This window comes from Azonexus sp. (assembly GCF_041909095.1).
In the GTDB taxonomy this organism is placed as follows: Bacteria; Pseudomonadota; Gammaproteobacteria; order Burkholderiales; family Rhodocyclaceae; genus Azonexus.
Map to the genome: position 1 here is coordinate 463712 of NZ_JAYREB010000001.1, position 15102 is coordinate 478813.

General features: G+C 64.6%; 14 protein-coding genes. 8 read left to right on the top strand and 6 right to left on the bottom strand.

Annotated features, from left to right (window positions below):
* Positions 1-25: 25 nt before the first annotated feature.
* Positions 26-904 (top strand): 1,4-dihydroxy-2-naphthoate octaprenyltransferase, encoded by an 879-nt coding sequence (gene menA, locus ACE3OV_RS02300; protein ID WP_374324620.1) that lies wholly within the window; start codon positions 26-28, stop codon positions 902-904.
* 24 nt (positions 905-928) lie between these two features.
* Positions 929-1489 (top strand): hypoxanthine-guanine phosphoribosyltransferase, encoded by a 561-nt coding sequence (locus ACE3OV_RS02305; RefSeq protein WP_374324622.1) that lies wholly within the window; start codon positions 929-931, stop codon positions 1487-1489.
* A 9-nt stretch (positions 1490-1498) separates the two neighbouring features.
* Here ACE3OV_RS02305 and ACE3OV_RS02310 read toward each other — a convergent pair whose 3' ends face one another.
* On the bottom strand, positions 1499-4861 hold the full coding sequence (locus ACE3OV_RS02310; protein WP_374324624.1) for an autotransporter domain-containing protein: 3363 nt from the start codon (positions 4859-4861) through the stop codon (positions 1499-1501).
* A gap of 310 nt (positions 4862-5171) precedes the next feature.
* On the opposite strand from ACE3OV_RS02310, the gene dusB reads away from it, so the two are divergent.
* From dusB to purD, 5 genes are all read left to right on the top strand, one after another.
* A complete protein-coding gene (gene dusB, locus ACE3OV_RS02315; protein WP_374324627.1) occupies positions 5172-6206 on the top strand; it encodes a tRNA dihydrouridine synthase DusB in 1035 nt (344 codons plus the stop codon).
* Complete coding sequence (locus ACE3OV_RS02320) at positions 6203-6436, top strand: Fis family transcriptional regulator (RefSeq protein WP_374324629.1); 234 nt, start codon at positions 6203-6205, stop codon at positions 6434-6436. The genes dusB and ACE3OV_RS02320 overlap by 4 nt, the downstream gene beginning before the upstream one ends.
* Before the next feature lie 6 nt (positions 6437-6442).
* Positions 6443-8035 carry a bifunctional phosphoribosylaminoimidazolecarboxamide formyltransferase/IMP cyclohydrolase gene (purH, locus tag ACE3OV_RS02325; RefSeq protein WP_374324630.1) on the top strand — a complete coding sequence of 531 codons (1593 nt, stop codon included), beginning with the start codon at positions 6443-6445 and terminating at the stop codon, positions 8033-8035.
* Positions 8036-8260: 225 nt separating this feature from the next.
* Entirely contained in the window at positions 8261-8410 is a 150-nt protein-coding gene (locus ACE3OV_RS02330; protein ID WP_374326219.1) for an excalibur calcium-binding domain-containing protein, read from the top strand.
* A 22-nt stretch (positions 8411-8432) separates the two neighbouring features.
* Complete coding sequence (gene purD / locus ACE3OV_RS02335; RefSeq protein ID WP_374324632.1) at positions 8433-9710, top strand: phosphoribosylamine--glycine ligase; 1278 nt, start codon at positions 8433-8435, stop codon at positions 9708-9710.
* Positions 9711-9834: 124 nt separating this feature from the next.
* Here purD and ACE3OV_RS02340 read toward each other — a convergent pair whose 3' ends face one another.
* Together ACE3OV_RS02340 and ACE3OV_RS02345 are read right to left on the bottom strand one after the other, a co-directional pair.
* Positions 9835-10386, bottom strand: a complete 552-nt coding sequence (locus tag ACE3OV_RS02340; protein ID WP_374324633.1) for an ankyrin repeat domain-containing protein — start codon at positions 10384-10386, stop codon at positions 9835-9837.
* Positions 10377-10841: a hypothetical protein gene (locus ACE3OV_RS02345; RefSeq protein ID WP_374324634.1), complete on the bottom strand. Its 465-nt coding sequence runs from the start codon at positions 10839-10841 to the stop codon at positions 10377-10379. The genes ACE3OV_RS02340 and ACE3OV_RS02345 overlap by 10 nt, the downstream gene beginning before the upstream one ends.
* Positions 10842-11312: 471 nt before the next feature.
* On the opposite strand from ACE3OV_RS02345, the gene ACE3OV_RS02350 reads away from it, so the two are divergent.
* Positions 11313-11651: a DUF4870 family protein gene (locus tag ACE3OV_RS02350; RefSeq protein ID WP_374324636.1), complete on the top strand. Its 339-nt coding sequence runs from the start codon at positions 11313-11315 to the stop codon at positions 11649-11651.
* 913 nt (positions 11652-12564) lie between these two features.
* On the opposite strand, the gene ftsX is transcribed toward ACE3OV_RS02350, so the two are convergent.
* From ftsX to ftsY, 3 genes are read right to left on the bottom strand one after another with little or no spacing between them, the layout of a single operon-like run.
* The gene (ftsX, locus tag ACE3OV_RS02355; protein ID WP_374324638.1) at positions 12565-13464 is read right to left on the bottom strand and encodes a permease-like cell division protein FtsX; all 900 of its coding nucleotides are present in this window, start codon (positions 13462-13464) and stop codon (positions 12565-12567) included.
* Positions 13461-14111: a cell division ATP-binding protein FtsE gene (locus ACE3OV_RS02360; protein ID WP_374324640.1), complete on the bottom strand. Its 651-nt coding sequence runs from the start codon at positions 14109-14111 to the stop codon at positions 13461-13463. The genes ftsX and ACE3OV_RS02360 overlap by 4 nt, the downstream gene beginning before the upstream one ends.
* Complete coding sequence (ftsY, locus tag ACE3OV_RS02365; protein WP_374324642.1) at positions 14108-15085, bottom strand: signal recognition particle-docking protein FtsY; 978 nt, start codon at positions 15083-15085, stop codon at positions 14108-14110. The genes ACE3OV_RS02360 and ftsY overlap by 4 nt, the downstream gene beginning before the upstream one ends.
* Positions 15086-15102 lie beyond the last annotated feature (17 nt).

Sequence of the window (15102 nt, forward strand, 5' to 3'; positions counted from 1 at the left end):
GGGCTGTCCGTCACCAAAGCCCCGCATGAACCCCAGTACCGCCTGGTTTCTCGCCTGCCGCCCGAAAACCCTGACCGTATCGCTGTCGCCGGTGCTTGTCGGCACCGCCATCGGCTGGCATGAAGCCGGGCACCTGCTCTGGCTGCCGCTGCTTGCCGCGGCGCTCGGCGCGGCGCTGATCCAGATCGGCACCAACCTGTTCAACGACGTTGGCGACTACCTGCGCGGCATCGACCGCCCGGGGCGCTTCGGTCCCCGGCGCGCCACCGCGGAAGGCTGGCTGACGCCGGCCGCGGTGCGTGTCGGCGCCTGGATCAGCTTCGCGCTGGCCTTCCTCTGCGGCGTCTATCTGGTCGTCCATGCCGGCTGGCCGATCGTCGTCATCGGCCTTTGCTCGCTCTACGCCGGCTGGTCCTACACCGGCGGACCGCGGCCGATCGCCTACGGCCCGTTCGGCGAGTTCTTCGTTCTCGTCTTCTTCGGCATCGTCGCCGTTGGCGGCAGCCATTACCTGCAAATGCCCGCCTGGTCGGCGCTGGCCGTCCTCGCCGGCAGCCTGCTCGGCCTGCACGCGGCCGCCGTAATCACCGTCAACAATTACCGCGACCTCGACACCGACCGCGACGCCGGCCGCCGCACGCTGGCCGTTCGCCTCGGCCGCCCCGCCACCTGCCGCCTCTACATCGGGGAAATGTTGCTACCCTACCTGCTGCTCGCCCTGCTTGCCGCACCGCTGGGCGCTTACGCTGCGCTGCCCCTGCTCACCCTGCCGCTCGCCCTGCTGCTCTGCCGGCGCTTCATCCGGACGGCACCCGGCCCGGCCTTCAACGGCATCCTCGCGGCCACCGCGGCCCATCAGCTAGGTTTTGCCGCGCTGCTCGCGCTGGCCTTCATCCGCCCCTGACCCTTCGCCCTGCCAGGAGACCCCATGACCACCGACATCGAAGAAATCCACCGCGCCATGCGCGAAGCCGACTGTCTGGCGACGCCGGCCGAAGTCGCCGCCGCGCTCGACCGCATGGCGGTCGACATCAGCGCCGCGCTGGCTGACAGCAACCCGCTCGTGTACACGGTGATGAACGGCGGCCTGATCTTCGCCGGCCGCCTGCTGTCGCGCCTGCACTTCCCGCTCGAAACCTCCTACCTGCACGCCAGCCGCTATGGGCAGCAACTGAAAGGCAACAGCCTGCTCGACTGGCGCGTCCGTCCGACCCAGGATCTGAAGGGGCGCACCGTCCTGGTCCTCGACGACATCCTCGACGAAGGCCACACGCTGAAGGCGATCTGCCAGCACCTGCGCGACGAAGGCGCGGCCCGCGTGCTGACTGCAGTGATGGTGCACAAGGTGCATGAGCGCAAGGCGGAACCGGGCATGCGCGCCGACTTCTCCGGACTCGACATCGCCGACCGTTACCTGTTCGGCTGTGGCATGGATTACAAGGGCTACTGGCGCAACGCACCCGGCATCTACGCGCTCAAGGGACACTGAGCGGGCGGCTCAGAATTCGACGCTGAGGCTGGCAGCGACGCCGTGTTCGCGGCGCCCGCTGGCGAATTGCCCGGCGTAATCGATCCCCAGCCTGGCCGTCGGCGACAGCGCCACCCGCAAACTGGCCGCCACGGCCAGCGCATTGCGCGCCAGCGGCACACCGGCATTGACGAAACGCTCCCCGCCGGCAAAGGCCAGACGGCTTTCCGGCGTCAAATCGCCAGCCGCATGCTGCCAGGCCAGGCTGGCCGACCACTGAGCCGTGCTCGCCCCCAGTTCAACTTCCTGTGAGGCACGCAGCCCCAGCGCACCGGTGGCAACTGATTCGCTGGCGGCCCGACCTCTCAGATTAAAGGCGCCGCCGCCCTTTTCGCTGAAGGCCTCGCGCCGCAAAGCGGCGAAGGCGAGGCCGGCAAAAGGCGCCAGCTTCGTCCGGCCGGCGGTGAACTCGTAAGCCAGTTCGCCGAAGGCCTGCCAGTCGTCAGCCGTGTAGTGAGCGCTTGCACTGCCCTGCGGCAGATGGCGCCGCGTGGCCAAGGCGTGGTGTCCGTAGCCCGCGCCAAGACGCAGGCCCAGATTACCCCGGCGCGCCCGGGCATGGACCCCGAGCCGGTAGCTGCCGATATCGGCGCGGGCGTTCGTCGTCCTGACCCCGCCGTCCTCGTGGCCAAGCAGGAAGCCGAGCGTCCAGCCAGCGTCGAGCACGCTGTCGCCGCCGACGAAAAAGCCGTCGACGTCGTTGTCGTAGCTGGCGGCGTTGCCATCGCCGTCAGCCCGCCCGCGCCGCCCGAACACCTGACCCCAGGTACGCGGCGCCATCGCCGCCTGCGTTTCGGCCTGGCGCAGACGATCCAGCGCCGCAGCGCGCTGGGCCTGGCCGGCGGCGAGCAATACGCCACCGGCGCTCGGGTGGATGTCGCCGGAGAGCGCCGCGAACAACGGGCCGGCGGCAAAACCGGCGGGTGCGGCCAGCACCTGCGCGTACAGCGGATTGGCCGGCGCCAGACTGTCGATGCCGGCGGCGGTCTGCCGTTCGTTGAAGTTGCGCCCGGCGCTCGCGAAGGGCAGACGTTCGATGTCCAGGGTGACGCGGTCGGCGGCATAGCTCAGGCGGGGCCGGAAGAAGGCATAGGGCGACAGCGCGTCGGCGAACTGCCCTTCGATGCCGCCCCCGGCGCTCAGGAAGGTGTAGGCATGCCGACCGGCAGCGGCGGCGACGAAGGTCTCCAGCGCGACGCTGGCGTCCTCGGCCTGCACGCCGAGCAGTCCGCCGGCCAGGGTCGCCTTGCCGGTCACCGCCAGGCGATCGGAACGCCCATCACCGCTGACTTCGACGGCGAGCAGCGAGCCTGACTCGAAACGAGCGTCGCCGGCAACGCTCAGGGTGCCGATTGATGCGCCCGGCGCCACCGTGCCGCCAGCCTGCGCCAGCAGCGAGCCGACACTGCCGTTGCCGCCGAGTATCCCTTGGCCGTAGACCGCGACGCCGCCGCTCAGGGCGCCATCGACGCGCAGACGCCCCGCCTCGACCCGGGTTTCGCCGCGGTAGGTATTGTTGCCGGTCAGCCGCAGTTCGCCGGCACCGCGCTTGGTCAGGCCGTTCTCATAGGTCGCGGCGAGCAGGCTGGCAATCCGCGCTTCCTGAACCAGGTATTCCTGCGCCAGCCCCTGGACGCTGGCCGCCGCCACTGCCCGGGCCAGCGTCTCGTCGTCCGGATAGCGGCTGGCCAGGAAACTGTCGAAGCGCGCCAGATCGGGGCCCAGCGGCAACCAGGCCTCGATCTTGCCGTATTCCTTGATGATCGCCGAAGCCAGCGGATCGTTTTCGACCGCCGCCAGCGTCGTCCAGAAGCCGGCGTGAGGCGGCGTCGCACGCGCCACCAGCAACTGGCGGGCAAGCGCCCGGGCTTCGCTGGCGCCTGGCCGGTATTGCGCATAAAGGCGTTCGCTCAAACTGGCGGCATCGACGCTGGCCCAGCCGTTTTCCCACCCCATGTCGATCTTGCGCTGCTGCCAGGCCGCAATCTCGACTTGCGCTTCCACCTGACGCTGCTGCAGCGCGGCATCGCCGATGTCGTTGGCCCAGACATCGAACGTACCGGTGGGTAAGTCGGCAACCAAACGGCTCATCAACTGGCCGGGACCGTCCATCGCCTTCTGCAGGTCGATCAGCCCCCAGCCGTAGATTTCATCGACGCCGGGCGCCCCGAGGTCGCGCGACGTCGTTTTCAGGATCTGCGCGAGATCGCCGTTGGCGAGATAGGGATAGCGCCCCTTCAGGACGCCGATGGCGCCGGAAACGAAAGGCCCGGCCATCGACGTGCCGCTGAACAGCTCGTAGGCGGCAAGCGGATCGCGTACCGGATCGCCAGCCTGCAGCCCGGAGATGTCGCCGGTCGCTACCGAACTGTTGATGTCGCTGCCGGGCGCGGCGACGCAGTAATACCTGGTGTAACCGCAGATCGTCGAAAAACCGCTGGCCTGCAGACCGCTGGCGGTGCGCGCCAGGCTCATCGTCGTGATCCAGTTGTTCTCGATCCCGGGAACGAAACTCGCCAGACCGGACATCGCATCGGGCTGCTGTCCGCTATCGTTGCCGGCGGAAAACTCGACGACGATGCCGCTGCGCGCCGCCTGCAGCGCGCCATCGTAGGCGCCGCCGGCCGGCGTCCCGAGCAGGGACTGGATTTCGAGGAACTGCTTGCCGGCATCGACGAACTGCCAACCGCCGCCCCAGGTGATGCCGATTCCCCAGCTATTGGTGATGACATCGACCCGGCTGTCGATCATCGCCCGCCAGGCCGCCAGGTAGGTGCCGCCGTCGTTGCCGAGGACGATACCGTCCTCCGGTCCGGGGTCGCCGACATCGGCGGCGAAGATACGGGCGGCGAAAGCCACCCCCTGCATGACGCCGGGGCGACCGGCGACCGTGTCGCGGTTGGCGGCGGCGATGCCGGCGACGTGCGTACCGTGCGTGGCAATCCCGCCATAACCGTCGATATAGAGTTGCCCATCGTAAACGAAGGGATCGCCGGCCCGGAATGGCAGATAGGGGTCGTCGTAGGTGCGGACACCGCGCGTGGTGATGAAACTCAGCTTGGGATCGCCGGCAAGGCTGGTGGCAAATTCGGGATGGTCGCCCCACACCGGCTGGTCCAGCACGCCGATGCGCGCGCCCAGGCCCGCGTAACCCAGGGCGTAAGCGTATTCGGCATGAATCGCGGCGAGGCCCCAGTTGCCGTTGAATTCGGCATCGGCCCGCCAGCTTGCGGCCGCCTGCTCGCGATCCACGACCAGACTGCCGTCGGCGGCGTGCCAGGACTGGGCCTGCACCGCCGGGGCCGGCAGCAAGCCAGCACAGACCAACAGCATGCCGGTCAATCTGCAAGCACCGCGCCGAGCTTGCCCCCGAGCCGTTTTTTCCGCAGACATCATTTCCCCTCTTGCTCCCGCCATCCGGCCCTTGCCGACATTCCCCGATGCCTGGCACGCAGCTCCCGGCGACGACATTACCATGGCATCACCCGGCGCCGCCACCGGAAAGCCTTGTCTCAGAACTGGCCGAGAGGGACATCCCGGCTTGCCGGGAAACGCCGGCAAGTCCGAAACTGACTATTTTTTAGGCAGCGATTCAGCTATAATCCGCCCCTTCCCCGTTCGTCCCGCTCCCGCCTGCTCGCCCATGGATTTCGTCGGTTTCACCCTGCGCAACAATCTCTTCGTTGCACCCATGGCGGGTGTCACCGATCGCCCCTTCCGCCAGTTGTGCAAGAAGCTGGGCGCCGGGCTGGCGGTGTCCGAGATGGTGACCTCGAACTCGCTGCTCTACGGCAGCGCCAAGACGCTGCGCCGCGCCAACCACGTCGGCGAAGTGGCACCGATCTCGGTGCAGATCGCCGGCGCCGACCCGCAGATGATGGCCGAGGCGGCCCGCCACAACGTCGATAACGGCGCCCAGATCATCGACATCAACATGGGCTGCCCGGCCAAGAAGGTGTGCAACGTGATGGCCGGTTCGGCGCTGATGCAGGACGAGCAACTGGTCGGCCGCATCCTCGACGCGGTCGTCGGCGCCATCCCCGACACCCCGGTGACGCTGAAATTCCGCACCGGCTGGAACCTGGCCAACAAGAACGCGCCGAGCATCGCCCGCATCGCCGAAAGCGCCGGCGTGCGCGCCGTCGCCATCCACGGCCGGACGCGCTGCCAGCAATACACCGGCGAGGCCGAGTACGACACCATCGCCATGGTCAAGACGCTGGTCAAGATCCCGGTGATCGCCAACGGTGACATCACGACCCCGGAAAAGGCGAAATTCGTCCTCGACCACACCGGCGCCGACGGCCTGATGATCGGCCGCGCCGCGCAAGGGCGGCCCTGGCTGTTCCGCGAGATCGAGCACTACCTGAAGACCGGCGAGCACCTGCCGCCGGCCAGCGTCGCCGAGATCCACGGCATCCTCCTCGCCCACCTCGAAGACCTTTACGACTTCTACGGGCTGGAAACGGGCGTCAAGGTCGCCCGCAAGCACATCTCCTGGTACACCAAGGGACTGGTCGGTTCGGCCGCCTTCCGCAGGGTGATGAACACCTTGCCGACCATCGAACAACAGAGGCAGGCGGTGGATGACTTCTTCCACCACCAGGCTGCAGCAGGGGAACACCTGCATTACGAAGACACACCAAACAATCAGGATAGGGAGGCGTTGGCAGCATGAGCCAACATGATTTGGGGCAATGCGTGATTGACGCACTGGAGCAGTATTTTCGGGACCTCGACGGTGAAAAACCCGCCGCCATCTACGACATGGTCCTCAAGAAGATCGAAAAACCGATGCTGGAAGTGGTTCTCGCCAAGGCCGGCACCAACCAGACGCTGGCGGCGGAGATGCTCGGCATCAACCGCAACACGCTACGCAAGAAACTCACCGAACATCAACTTCTGTAAATCGCCATGACCATCAAGCAAGCGCTGATTTCCGTCTCTGATAAGACGGGTGTACTCGAATTCGCCCAGGGCCTTGCCGCCCAGGGTGTCAAGCTGCTGTCCACCGGCGGCACCGCCAAGATGCTGCGCGACGCCGGCCTCGCCGTCACCGAAATCGGCGACTACACCGGCTTCCCGGAAATGCTCGACGGCCGCGTCAAGACCCTGCACCCGAAGGTGCATGGTGGCATCCTGGCCCGTCGCGACCTCGCCGAACACATGGCGACCATCGAACAGCACGGCATTCCGATGATCGACCTGGTCTGCGTCAACCTCTACCCCTTTGCCGCCACCATCGCCAAGGCCGGCGTGACGCTGGAAGACGCGATCGAGAACATCGACATCGGCGGCCCGGCGATGGTCCGCTCCTCGGCCAAGAATTACGCCGGCGTCGCGATCGTCACCGATCCAGCCGACTACGCCCCACTGCTCGCCGAGATGCAGGCCAACGGCGGCGCGCTGCAACTGGGCACCCGCTTCAACCTGGCCAAGAAGGCCTTCACGCACACCGCCCGCTACGACAGCATGATCGCCAACTGGCTGACCGGCCTCGACGATGGCGCCGAAGCCAAGCCGGCCGAAGCCGCGCCGACCCCGGCGATCTTCCCGGCCAAGCTGCAACTCGCCTTCGATCGCGTTGAGACCCTGCGTTACGGTGAAAACTCGCACCAGTCCGCCGCCTTCTACCGCGACACCATTGCCCTGCCGGGCAGCATCGCCGCCTACACCCAGCTACAGGGCAAGGAACTGTCCTACAACAACATCGCCGATTCCGATGCCGCCTGGGAATGCGTCAAGGCCTTCGAAGCCCCGGCCTGCGTCATCATCAAGCACGCCAACCCCTGCGGCGTGGCCATCGACGCCAGCCTGCTCGGCGCCTACGAAAAGGCCTTCAAGACCGATTCGACCTCGGCCTTCGGCGGCATCATCGCCTTCAACGGCGAAGTCGGCATCGACGTGGTCAACGCGATGAACGAGCGCAAGCACTTCGTTGAAGTGCTGATCGCCCCGTCCTTCACCGCCGAAGCCAAGGCCGCGCTGGCGGCCAAGCAGAACCTGCGCGTACTGGTCGTACCGCTCGGCCGCGACCTCAACAAACTCGAACTCAAGCGCGTCGGCGGCGGCCTGCTGGTGCAGACGGCCGACGACTTCACCGCCCAGGTCAAGGATCTGAAGGTGGTCACCAAGGTCCAGCCGACCCTGCTGCAGATCGAAGACCTGCTCTTCGCCGAGCGCGTCGCCAAGTTCGTCAAGTCCAACGCCATCGTCTTCTGCGGCGGCGGCATGACCCTGGGCGTCGGTGCCGGCCAGATGAGCCGCGTCGATTCGACCAAGATCGCCTGCATCAAGGCGCAGAACGCTGGCCTCGAACTCAAGGGTTCGGTGGTTGCATCCGACGCCTTCTTCCCGTTCCGCGACGGCCTCGACGTGCTGGCCGAAGCCGGCGCCAAGGCGGTCATCCAGCCGGGCGGCTCGATGCGCGACGAGGAAGTCATCGCCGCGGCCGACGAACACGGCATCGCCATGGTGTTCACGGGTGCGCGTCACTTCAGGCACTAATTGATGAAAAGGCTGGCCATCCTGTTGATACTTGCCGCGGCAGGATGGCATTTTTATGGCAGCTACGGACTACGCTTACCGCATCTGGATATGTTCAGTAGTGAACAAACAATAGAGCGCTCCTCTCCGACAACGACACCTCCGTCCCGGAGTAAGGTTTATACCGATATCCGCTCAACGGAACGGCCCTCTCAACAGGCAAAACCGGGGCTGAATGCTCAGATGATGGCGGCTAATTATCGCTGTGATGGCAGAACCTATTGCTCTCAAATGACTTCATGCGAAGAAGCCATATGGTTTCTCAGGAATTGCCCTGGCACCAAAATGGATGGCAATAAAGACGGTGTCCCTTGCGAAATGCAATGGTGCAAATAAAGCCCTATAAGGATCATCCAAAATGAAACTACTGGTAATCGGTTCCGGCGGCCGCGAGCACGCCATGGCCTGGCGCCTGGCGCAGACGCCCGGCCTGCAGAAGGTTTACGTCGCGCCGGGCAACGCCGGCACGGCGCGCGAGCATGAACTGGAGAACGTGAACATCACCGATCCGGTGGCGCTCGCCGATTTCGCCGAGCAGAACAAGATCCACCTCACCCTGGTCGGCCCCGAGGCGCCGCTGGCGGCCGGCGTGGTCGACATCTTCCGCGCCCGCGGCCTGAAGATCTTCGGCCCGACCAAGGCGGCAGCCCAGCTCGAATCCTCCAAGGATTTCGCCAAGCGTTTCATGGCCCGCCACAACATCCCGACCGCCGGCTTCGAAACCTTCTCCGATGCCGCTGCGGCGCACGCCTACATCGACCAGCGCGGTGCGCCGATCGTCATCAAGGCCGACGGCCTGGCTGCCGGCAAGGGCGTCGTCGTCGCCATGACGCTTGAGGAAGCACACGCCGCGATCGACGACATGCTGTCCGGCAACAAGTTGGGCGACGCCGGCGCCCGCGTCGTCATCGAGGACTTCCTTGATGGCGAGGAAGCCAGCTTCATCGTCATGGTCGACGGCAAGAACGTGCTGGCGCTGGCCTCCAGCCAGGACCACAAGCGCATCTTCGACGGCGACCAGGGCCCCAACACCGGCGGCATGGGCGCCTACTCGCCCGCCCCCTGCGTCACCCCGGAAGTGCACGCCAAGGCGATGCGCGAAATCATCCTGCCGACCGTGCGCGGCATGCTGGCCGACGGCATCCCATTCACCGGCTTCCTCTACGCCGGCCTGATGATAGCCAAGGACGGCTCGCTCAAGACACTGGAATTCAACTGCCGCATGGGCGACCCGGAAACCCAGCCGATCCTGATGCGCCTCAAGTCCGACTTCGTCAAACTGCTCGAACACGGCATCGACGGCAAGCTCGACCAGATCGAGGCCGATTGGGACCGCCGCGTCGCGCTGGGAGTCGTACTCGCCGCCGCCAACTACCCGGAAACGCCGCAGAAGGGCGACGTCATCAGCGGCCTGCCCAAGGGCAACCGCTTCGCTGACGACTGCCACGTCTTCCACGCCGGCACCGCCGACAAGGACGGCCAGGTCGTCACCAACGGCGGCCGCGTGCTGTGCGTCACCGCGCTCGGTGAAAACGTCAGGCTCGCCCAGAAAGCCGCCTACGAAGCCGCCGCCCAGATCAGCTGGGACGGCCTGCAATACCGTAAGGACATCGGCCACCGCGCGATCAGCCGCTGAGCCGACACGCCCCAAGCGCTAACGGCCGGCCCGAGGTCCAACCTCGCGCCGGCCGTTAGCGTTAGCGCTTGGGGCGCCAGAATGCCGTTACAAAACAGGCTCGGGCATACGGTTTCTCCAAAAGCTATTTGCCGTTTGTCTCATCTCCCTGGCTCAACACCGACACAATCCTTTCAACATTCTGGGGCGGTAGTTTGTCCTGATTACCGAGGACAAGATCCAAGGGGGTTTTCCCTCGCGCATCCCGCAACTTGACGTCAGCCCCATGCGCAATAAGCAATTGGACTGCCTGTAACCTGCCTTCGAATGCCGCCGAGTGCAAAGCGGTCCATTGCAATTGACTACGCTGATCTACGGCGTTGATATCAACCCCGGCCTTTAGATAGTGTCGAAGCAAGCTCGTCGCCTCATTGGCATCATCCATGCCCACCGGAAACTGAACTCCCGCCGAGCTATTGAGCTCCTCCACCTCTTCTCGAGTCGGATGCAAGCGATATAGCGATTGGCGGCATATCCAGGCACGGGCTCCACTTTCAACTTCCAAGCATGCTTGCAACAACAATGGGTTGGTAGCACGTAACGCACCGATGCCCCAAGCCAACAAAACGATGCCAAGCAATACCAGTAACGCGGCAAGCGTTTTTGCGCGGAAAAGAGTTGGCTGGATCAAGCCCATATCTGCCCACCTTGCCGATAGACATAAAACGGCGCGATCCGGCTTCGTGCCGCGGCAACGCCGTTCAGTTGGGTCTCAAGCAGGTACTTGAACTGGAAGGCCATGGCTTTCCGAACCGCCTCATAGATTCTTGCGTTCTGCAACTCGGATTCGCTCGCATGCTTCCATATATGTTCGACATATTTTCTGGCCAGTTTCTTCCCCATTGATGCCAAGCTCCGTCCCGGCTTTGCGACGGTGGTAAAAAGCGCTTCCACAAAGCCAAGCCCGTAAGAAGCATCGATGGCCGCCATCAACAAGCCTTGAGCCAAGCGTCGTGTCGCTATCGAAACTGCCATCGCATCGATATATGCCGAATGGCTCGACCAGAAAAACTTCAGGATATCTCGCGTTTCTTCCTCATTGAAAACGAGATCAGCTTCCTGAACTTCGGGCAAAGTGACAAGAACATTCATGCTCGTAGTCCCGTTGGTCATGTGAATGGGCCTGCAATGCTATTGGCATCGCGAAACATAGTCAAACGCGAATTGAAAACCATGGGCCGCCAAAGCTGCAATCGGTTTGCCGGGCCCTTGGGAGGCGCCGAGCAACGCAGGGCCTGGCGGAAAAAGGGCGAGCACTGTCTGAGAGGCGAAGCCCCGAGTTGCGCAGCCCCCGCCAGTGGCGAGTAGCGCAACGGAACGCCGACCGGCCACCTTCTTCAAGGGCTCGCCAGCAAGCAGCGCATCGCCATCGACTGGCGGCAGCACGCCCGCATCGGCATTCCGTTCAGCCTGCTGACAATAGCGATTGCCGGAATCTGGCTCGCCGCCTGAAGGCACCAGCCATGCCGCTGGCTTACCCCCGGCAAATATTGCAGAATCCCCACTGCAGGTTCTGAAACCACAGGCGCCCAACAATGGCGCCAACCCCCGGGGGATTCAAGCATGGACGACACACCCAGCACCCACACGGAACAATCGGCAAAGACGCTGACCACCATCATCTACGCCCTGTACGCCGCGTCCTTCCTGATTGGGATCACGGCCATTGCCGCCATCGTCATCAACTACGTCAAGAAGGACGACGTCGCCGGCACCTGGCTCGAAAGCCACTTCCGCTGGCAAATCCGCACCTTCTGGTTCGGCCTGCTCTGGGGCATCATCGGCATTCCCCTGACTCTGCTCGTCGTCGGCTGGATCATCCTCGCCGCCAACGCCGTCTGGATCATCTACCGCATCGTCAAGGGTTGGCTGAACCTCAACGACGGGAAGGAGATGTATTGATGCCGGCAAACAGCACTCCCACCAGCGATCTTATATTCATACCGTTCTATGGAGTCCAGCGTGATAAATTGCAGAGCTTGCATACAAGAAACCGGTCAAGATTCCGTTACGAAGCCAACAGAGGCACAAAGTTACCTTGTAGCTGCCAAAGGCATGTTGGAAGGGGCTACTCCATTAGGATTAATCACCCCAACCCCCTCTCTAGCACTAACTTTGCTCTGTGGGCACGCGTGCGAAGCAGCACTCAAAGCAATTTTGGCCCAAAGCGGACTTAGCGCTCAAAAGCTCAGCAGAACTCCTTATGGTCATCAAATTCTTAACCTTTGGGAGGCAGCAAAAGCAATAACAACACTACAGACACCTCAACCAGACTGGGTCTCCCAATTGTCAAGAGTTTATGAACACCCGTTTCATTTGCGATACCCCATCGGCTTACATGGAATCGTTCTTCCGAATCAGCGAAGCATGCTAGATGGAACAATTACGTTGTGTCGATCAGCCGAGTCTTTCGTAGCCGCGTAAGAGAATTTCCTGCCCCTATCTTCTCCCTAGTAACTTCATAGCTTAGCCACCGCCCCTCACCAATTCCAAGCCTTTGCCACCAAAGCAGCGATCGGTTTGCCGGGCCCCTTGGGAAGCGCCGAGCAACGCAGGGCCTGGCGGAAAAAGGGCGAGCACTGTCTGAGCCGCGCAGCGGCGAGTTGCGCAGCCCCCGCCAGGACCGAGTAGCGCAGGGAACCCGCGCAGCGGGCGCTGACCTAGGGGTGGCCTTCTTTTTGGCTACTTTCTTCTTGGCGAAACAAGAAGAAAGTACGCCCGCCGGTCAACGGCGGAAAACAGCGGTTAAACAACCAAACACGCCCGCGCGTCAGGCGCGAAAAACAGCGGTTCAGCAACCCTGAACGCGAAAACCTCAGTCAAACGTCCGCAGCGACAAACTCACCGAAAGCTGCGCCCCGACCCACCCCAGCACTGCCCCGACCCCGGCCAGCGCGCCGATTTCGGCGAGCGTCGGGGCGTGCAGCGCGAAGCTGGCGCCGTAGAGGGCGGCGAGTTCGCCGACCGGGCCGGCGAGCAGTCGCAGGGCGCCGATGACGAGACCGGCGGCGAGCAGGCCGCCGAGGGCGCCCTGCAGGGCGCCGAAGTAGTAGAAGGGACGGCGGATGAAGGCGTCGGTGGCGCCGATCATGCGCGCCACTTCGATTTCCGCCGCCTGGGCCATGACCTGCAGGCGGATGGTGTTGAAGGTGACGGCGATCAGGCCGGCGCCGAAGAGGCCGGCGAGCAGCAGCAGGGCCAGCTTGCCGAGGCGTAGAAAGGCGTCGAAACGCTTGATCCAGGCGGCGTCGAGCTGGACGTGGGCAACCCTGGGCCAGTCGGCGAATTCGGCGCGCAGGGCTTCCAGGGTTTCTGGCGAAGTATCGCGCGGCTCGACAATGAAAGCGTCGGGCAAGGGGTTACGCGGCAGGCTGGCGACGATTTCCGCCATGTCGCCGTTTTCCTTGAGCCGACGCAACGCTTCGTCGCGCGGCACGAAGGTGGTGCGAACGCCGGGCTGGGCACGCAGGCGCTGTTCGATCTCGGCGACTTCGGCCTTGCTGGCGCCGACTTCCATGAAGACGCTGACCTGCTGCACGGCGCTGGCGTCGCGGCCGAGGTCGCGCAGGCTGTCGAGGGCAACATAGCCGAAAGCCGGCAGGGTCAGGGCGATGCCGATGGCGAGCAGCGACAGCAGGGTGTTGAGCGGTGCCGCGAAGAGGCGGCGGAGGGCACGCCCGAAGGCGGCACGATGCTGCGACAGCCAGCGTCTCATACGACTCTCCCGTGATCGAGGCGCAAGGCGTTGTCGCCGCAGTGTTCGACCCAGGCCTGGTCGTGGGTGGCGACGACGACGGTGACGCCGACGCGGTGGAAGTCGGCGAACAGGTCGCGGATGTCCTGCGCCGATTCGCGGTCGAGGTTGGCGGTGGGTTCGTCGGCGAGCAGCACGGTCGGCCGGTTGACAACGGCGCGGGCGATCGCCAGACGCTGCTGTTCGCCGCCGGAGAGGGCGATCGGGTAGGCTTTCTCGCGCGCCAGCAGGCCGACTTTGTCGAGCGCCGCCTGGGCCCGGCGCACCGCCTCGCGGTACGGCAGGCCGGCGATCTGCAGCGGCAGCAGCACGTTGTCGAGGGCGCTGCGGTCGAAAAGCAGTTTCTGATCCTGGAAGATCAGGCCGAAGTGGCGGCGCACGTAGGGAATCGCGCTACGACGCAGGGCCGACAGATTCTGCCCGTTGACCACCAGGCTGCCGGAGGTCGGCCGTTCGATCGAGGCGATCAGCTTGACCAGCGTCGTCTTGCCGGCGCCGGAGTGGCCGGTGATCAGCACCAGTTCGCCGGCGCGGATCTCGAAGCTGACGCCGTGCAGCGCTTCGAAGCCGCCCGGGTAACGCTTGGTCAGTTGGCTGGCGACGATCATTGATCGAACAGGGCATCCACGAAATCGCGCGCCGAGAAGGGGCGCAGGTCGTCGATCTGCTCGCCGACGCCGATGAAGCGGATCGGCTTCGGGCATTGCCGGGCGATCGCCGCGACGACGCCGCCCTTGGCGGTGCCGTCGAGCTTGGTCAGGACGAGGCCGCTGACGTTGACCGCCTTGTCGAAGGCCTTGACCTGCTGCAGCGCGTTCTGGCCGATGTTGGCATCGAGCACGAGCAGGGTTTCGTGCGGGCCTTCCGGCTCGACCTTCTGGATGACGCGGCGGACCTTGGCGATCTCGTCCATCAGGTGCAGTTGCGTCGGCAGGCGGCCGGCGGTATCGGCCAGCACGACGTCGATGCCGCGGGCGCGAGCGGCCGACACGGCGTCGAAGATGACCGCCGCCGGGTCGCCCGATTCCTGAGCGATCACCGTCACGTTGTTGCGTTCGCCCCAGGTCTGCAGCTGTTCGCGGGCGGCGGCGCGGAAGGTGTCGCCGGCGGCGAGCAGCACGCTCTTGCCCTGGGTCTGGAAATACTTGGCCAGCTTGCCGATCGACGTCGTCTTGCCGGCGCCATTGACCCCCGCGATCATGATCACGTAGGGTTTGTGGGTACTCACATCGAGCGGCTGCTCGAGCGGCGCGAGGGTTTCGTAGAGGGCATCGGCGAGCGCCCGCTGGATCGCCTCGGGCGTTTCCAGCTTGTCGCGCTTGGCTGCCTTCTTCAGTTCGTCGAGCAGGTGAGTGGTCGCCTCGATGCCGACATCGGAAGTCAGCAGCAGGGTTTCGAGTTCTTCGAGCAGTTCGTCGTCGACCTTGCCGCGCGCGAAGATCGACTTGAGCTTGCCGCCCCATTGGGCGCGGGTCCGGGCCAGGCCCTTGAACAGGCGTTCGCGCCACGAAGGCGCGGCCGCGGCCTCGGCCGGCACGGCGGTCTTGGCGTCGGGCGCGGATTTTTTCAGGAAACTGAACATGGGTGTTAAGGTCTCAG

What these genes read in the sequence shown, in the direction of transcription:
- menA (WP_374324620.1), top strand. Translation starts at nt 26, where the DNA reads ATGAACCCCAGTACCGCCTGGTTTCTCGCCTGCCGCCCGAAAACCCTG.
- ACE3OV_RS02305 (WP_374324622.1), top strand. Translation starts at nt 929, where the DNA reads ATGACCACCGACATCGAAGAAATCCACCGCGCCATGCGCGAAGCCGAC.
- ACE3OV_RS02310 (WP_374324624.1), bottom strand. Translation starts at nt 4,861, where the DNA reads ATGCTGTTGGTCTGTGCTGGCTTGCTGCCGGCCCCGGCGGTGCAGGCC.
- dusB (WP_374324627.1), top strand. Translation starts at nt 5,172, where the DNA reads ATGGATTTCGTCGGTTTCACCCTGCGCAACAATCTCTTCGTTGCACCC.
- ACE3OV_RS02320 (WP_374324629.1), top strand. Translation starts at nt 6,203, where the DNA reads ATGAGCCAACATGATTTGGGGCAATGCGTGATTGACGCACTGGAGCAG.
- purH (WP_374324630.1), top strand. Translation starts at nt 6,443, where the DNA reads ATGACCATCAAGCAAGCGCTGATTTCCGTCTCTGATAAGACGGGTGTA.
- ACE3OV_RS02330 (WP_374326219.1), top strand. Translation starts at nt 8,261, where the DNA reads ATGGCGGCTAATTATCGCTGTGATGGCAGAACCTATTGCTCTCAAATG.
- purD (WP_374324632.1), top strand. Translation starts at nt 8,433, where the DNA reads ATGAAACTACTGGTAATCGGTTCCGGCGGCCGCGAGCACGCCATGGCC.
- ACE3OV_RS02340 (WP_374324633.1), bottom strand. Translation starts at nt 10,386, where the DNA reads ATGGGCTTGATCCAGCCAACTCTTTTCCGCGCAAAAACGCTTGCCGCG.
- ACE3OV_RS02345 (WP_374324634.1), bottom strand. Translation starts at nt 10,841, where the DNA reads ATGAATGTTCTTGTCACTTTGCCCGAAGTTCAGGAAGCTGATCTCGTT.
- ACE3OV_RS02350 (WP_374324636.1), top strand. Translation starts at nt 11,313, where the DNA reads ATGGACGACACACCCAGCACCCACACGGAACAATCGGCAAAGACGCTG.
- ftsX (WP_374324638.1), bottom strand. Translation starts at nt 13,464, where the DNA reads ATGAGACGCTGGCTGTCGCAGCATCGTGCCGCCTTCGGGCGTGCCCTC.
- ACE3OV_RS02360 (WP_374324640.1), bottom strand. Translation starts at nt 14,111, where the DNA reads ATGATCGTCGCCAGCCAACTGACCAAGCGTTACCCGGGCGGCTTCGAA.
- ftsY (WP_374324642.1), bottom strand. Translation starts at nt 15,085, where the DNA reads ATGTTCAGTTTCCTGAAAAAATCCGCGCCCGACGCCAAGACCGCCGTG.